Source organism: Protofrankia sp. CiP1_Cm_nod2 (assembly GCF_920664355.1).
In the GTDB taxonomy this organism is placed as follows: Bacteria; Actinomycetota; Actinomycetes; order Frankiales; family Frankiaceae; genus Protofrankia.
The window spans coordinates 1-4,528 of sequence record NZ_CAKKTL010000251.1 but is presented as its reverse complement, the minus strand read 5'-3'; the positions used below and the strand labels follow the sequence as shown (position 1 = coordinate 4,528).

The following is a 4,528-nucleotide window of genomic DNA, read 5'->3' as shown; positions in this document are numbered from 1 at the left end:
GGGGACGCCGGTGACGACGGTGTCGGTACCCCGCCGCCAGCGGTGCTGCGGGTGCGGGCGACGGGGCCGGTTGCGCAGGTCCATGCATCCACTAACGGCCATGGGGCCCCCCGGATCAACCCTTGACATCAGGGCTGCCTGGCAGACCCCCGGTTACCCACAGCTGGTCCCCAGCGGCGCGGTGGATACCCACCGCGCCATGAACAGCGTTATCCACATTTTCAGGAGCGTGTGACCGTTCTCACATTCGATGGGACAATTGCGAACGGATCATCCGACGGGGGTGGACGTACCGGTTGCGTCGCCCGCGGCACCAGCGCCACCCACGTCGGTACCGCCGGCACCCCCGCTGCCGTCAGGCTCCCGCGACTCCCGTTGCGCCTCCCGCGCCGCGCCCGTCGCAGCCGTCAGCCCCTGGGAGCCTGAGCGGCCCGTCACGCCGGCGGATCCGCGCCGCGCCGCGGCCTGCCACGGCGACACCACACCGGCGGTTCCCACCGGCTCGGTGGCCTCCCAGACCTGCCGCCAGTGTGCCTTCCGGGCGGCCCGCGCGGCCCGGGCCGGTACCGCCGGGCGCTCCCGCGCCGCGCGCAGCGAGTCCCACCAGGACGTAGCGTCCTCGTCGATCAGCCGGGACACCTCGGCGAAGATACGGCCGGTGAAGGAACGCAGGTCGCTGTCGGCGGGATACAGCGGCCGACCGAACCGCACCGACACCCCGGGCCGGCCCGGGACCGTCCACGCCCGGCCCCGCGGCATCGCGGCGAAACCGCCGCGGATACCCACCGGTACCACCGGCACCCCGCAGGTGATCGCCAGATGCGCCGCGCCGAACCGGAACCGGGCGAGCTGGCCGTCCTTCGTCCTGGTCCCCTCCGGAAAAATGACCAGATTCCAGCCGGCGGCGAGCAGGTCGGCGGGTGCGCTCGACGGCGCCCCGCCGCGGCGTTCGATCGGCACGGTCGCGAACAGGAAGGCCGTGCCCAGGCCCCGCCACCAGCTGTCGAAGAAGTAGTCGGCGGCGGCGGCCACCGCCGTGTGGTCCCGGATGTCCCGCGGCAGCGCGCACAGCAGCAGCGGCGCGTCCAGATGGCTGGAATGGTTCGACACGAAGACCGCGGGCGTGCGCAGCCCCTCGAGCGCGTCCAGCCCGGCCACCGACAGGGACAGGTTCGCGTCCAGCATGGGGCGCATCCCGAGCTCCAGCGCGGCGACCCGGGCCGCCCGCATCGCGGGTGTGCGCGCCCACGCGGTGGGGAACTCCCGGCCCCGCGGCGCCGGCTGGTACGGCCGCGCCGAGGCGGGCACCGGTGGGCGCGACGCCCACCGCCAGCCGCGGGCCATCTCACGCAGCCCGATCCCGGCCGGGCGCTGCCGGCCGCCCGGCGCCGTCACCGCACGTCCGCGATGGCGTACGGCGGGGAGTGCAGGTAGGTCAGGGACGGGTTGCGCCCCACCGTGGACGAGATCATCTCAAGCGCGTCGGCCAGCGTGGACGCGGCCCGGAAACCCATCCGCGCGCAGGCCGCCCGGTCACCGCCGACCCACACCACGTCCCCGAGATGGTCCAGGGCGTGCGCACCCCAGTACCACATGTAGAACGGGTGCACACCGTGATAGGCGTGGGACGTCCGGTACAGGTGGGTGTACCAGGGGTCGGTGGCGTACTGCTTCTCGAAGGTCGCCTCGATCGTCGCCGGGTCGGTGGACTCGGCAAGCACCTCCTCGAAGAAGTCCACATACGACGGATGGTGCAGCTGGGAGAACTCCGGCGTCACCGGATGGTAGAGGATCATCGCGCCGCCGCGGCGCACCAGCGGCCGGCCCCGGTACATGTTGAAGAAGTACCCCAGGCCCAGGCACATCGCGAGAATCGGGTTCATCACCGAATTGACGTTGTACGGCCCGAGATACGGCAGGCCGACGACGAGGACGTCGCTCTGCCCGTCGACCTCGACAAGCTGCTGGCGGTGCACGTTGGCCAGCGTCTTCGCGTGCACGGCCTCGGTCTCACCGGCGTGCACCCCGGTCACCCCGTAGTCCGCGACCAGGTCCTGGAAGATCCGGCGGCGGGGCCGCGTCGGCATGGCGGCCAGCCCCCGCGACAGCCCGAACGCCATCGCCTGGTCGCGCACGGACCACTCCCACTCCCGTCTGGTGAGGAATCCGTATCGGGCCGGGAACGCGGCGTTGTTCACCGTCGTCTCCACCGTGAAGATCTTCAGGTGGTCGGCGAGCAGCCGGCCCATCCGCCACGCCGAGGAGTGCATGGCCGACCGGGTGTGGTCCATGAACGACCGCGAGTGCACCATCGTGTGGCTGTTGTGATGGTGGCGCAGGCTGTTGTAGGAGGCCAGCCCGATCGGCACCGACTTGTGCCCGCCGTCCATCGCCACCAGGTTGACGTTGACGTAGACCAGCAGGTCCGACTCGGCGGCCCGCCGGTTGATCTCGACGTCCTCGCCGTTCTCGGTCAGGCCGACGTGCAGCAGGTTGTCCCTGTCCTCGGCGTCGTGGTTGTAGAGGCTGTCCGGCCAGAACGAGCGGAACACCCGCTCCCCGACGGCCCGCTCGATCTCGGCGGCGGTCATCCGGCGGTGCAGGGCGTTCGCCACGATGAGCACCACGTCATCGACCCCGGCCTCGGCCGCGAGCGTCAGCACCTGCTCGATCACCCGCTGGCGGATGTCGGGCCGGCGCATCGGCGGCAGCGGGATCGACAGGTCGTCGAAGGCGATCGTCAGCCGCATCCCCGGCCGCAGCAGCGCCCGCAGCGGCTCGCTGTTCTCCGGCTCGGCCAACGCCCGGCTGATCGCCGCGTCGACGTCTGCCAGCGCCGGCAGCGACTCCGGCGGGTAGACCACCCGGGTACCCAGCGGAAAGCGTTCCAGCCCGAACGCCTCACCCTGGTGGACGAGCAGCGGAGGAGTCCGCTCATCGACTTCGAGCACGAACCCCGGTCTCACCTGTGCGATCCCCTTACGCGCGGTTTCAGCCGAACGACACTGGGTTGTCGTCGGCGTCCTGAAATAAGCGTCTCAGCAGACGCCATAGTGCCTGCGAACAGGCCCCGTCCGCCTCTTCTACGCCCTGTCACGTTCCGTGTCCCGTCACGGCGTCATCAGGTCGAAGGCAACCTTGACCGCTCCCAGCCGGCCGGCGGACAGCGCATGGTCCAGCGCGTCCCGCCAGCGGTCCAGCGGATAGGTGGCCGACACGATCCCGTCCAGCGGCGCGGACGCGGCGAGCTCGAGGGCCCGGTCGAAGTCCGCCCGCTGACGGGGCTGCCCGCTCACCTGCCCGTTCACCTGGCCGTCCGGACGGCCGTCCGGACGAGCGGCCGGCCGTACGGCCGCGCCGGCGGACGAGGCGTAGGCGCCGACCAGCTCCAGCTCGCGGAACCACAGCGGGGTCAGGTCCACCGAGCCGGTGGGCACTCCCGACAGCACCACCCGCCCGCCCGCCCGGGTGGTGCGCAGCGCCGTGGACAGCGACGACGCGCTGCCCGCGCAGTCGATCGCCACGTCCACCCCGCCGAGCAGGTAGGGCGGGCCGACCTCCGGGTCGAGCCGCAGCGCCCGGGTGCCCCGGCGCACCCCGCCGACGGCGGACGCCGGCGGCAGCACCTCGTCCGCGCCGAAGAGCCGGGCCAGCTCCACCTGCCGGCGGTGCTTGGCGACCACGGTCACCGTGCCGGCCGGAGTGAAGGCGCGCAGCGCCAGCAGGGTGAACAGCCCCACCGCGCCCGCACCGATGACCAGCACCCGGTCGCCGTCGGCGGGCGCGGCCCGCAACGCGGTGTGCACGGCGCAGGCCAGCGGCTCGACCAGCACCGCCCGCTCGTCCGGCAGGCCCGCCGGCACCGGGTACAGCTGCGAGCGGTGCGCGACCAGCGCCCCGCTCCACCCGCCGCCGGTGTCCGCGCAGAAACCGGTCTGCAGGCCGGGGGAGACATGCCCGGAGGTCACCCGGTCACAGCGGCTGGTGTGCCCGGCGGCGCAGCCGGCGCACGCGGGCAGCCCCCGGGCGGCACAGCCGAGCACCGGGTCGACGACCACCCGGGAACCCGCCGGCAGCTCCGTCCCATCACTCAAAGTAATATCCGTCTGTGTGTCGGCCACGATCTCGTGCCCGGGCACGAACGGCATCGACACCAGGGAGGCGAAGTAGAACGACGACCGCCCGGTGACGGTGGCCAGATCCGACCCGCAGATCCCCGACAGCCGCGGCCGGATCGTCACCCAGTCCGGCCCGGGACGCGACGGCGCCGGCCGGTCCCGCAGCCGCAGCGGCGCCGTGGTCGTCGCCGCCGCACCGGCCAGGGACGGCAGCCGGCCCGACACCGTCCGGGTCGTCAGGTAACGCGGCAGCGAGCGGTAGAGCTCCAGCGCGCGGCTCACCGCCGGCCCCCCGGGTCGACGGTGACGACACGGTCCGCCCCGGCGCCCGAACGTCCCGCCAGCCCGCCACCGGCGCCGGCGCCGGCCCGCCAGGCCCGCACCCGCGCGGCCACGGCATGGGCCCGGCG

3 protein-coding genes are annotated in these 4,528 nt (G+C 73.2%); all 3 read right to left on the bottom strand.

The window, feature by feature from the left end; translation table 11 throughout:
• Positions 1-270: 270 nt before the first annotated feature.
• The 3 genes from NBW84_RS20730 to NBW84_RS20720 all read right to left on the bottom strand — a co-directional run bounded on the left by NBW84_RS20730 (position 271) and on the right by NBW84_RS20720 (position 4,400).
• Positions 271-1,395: a lysophospholipid acyltransferase family protein gene (locus NBW84_RS20730; protein ID WP_250286573.1), complete on the bottom strand. Its 1,125-nt coding sequence runs from the start codon at positions 1,393-1,395 to the stop codon at positions 271-273.
• Positions 1,392-2,951, bottom strand: coding sequence for a lactate racemase domain-containing protein (locus NBW84_RS20725; protein WP_445548380.1), 1,560 nt, complete (start codon positions 2,949-2,951; stop codon positions 1,392-1,394). The genes NBW84_RS20730 and NBW84_RS20725 overlap by 4 nt, the downstream gene beginning before the upstream one ends.
• Positions 2,952-3,110: 159 nt before the next feature.
• Positions 3,111-4,400 (bottom strand): zinc-binding dehydrogenase, encoded by a 1,290-nt coding sequence (locus NBW84_RS20720; RefSeq protein WP_250286569.1) that lies wholly within the window; start codon positions 4,398-4,400, stop codon positions 3,111-3,113.
• Between the last annotated feature and the right edge of the window lie 128 nt (positions 4,401-4,528).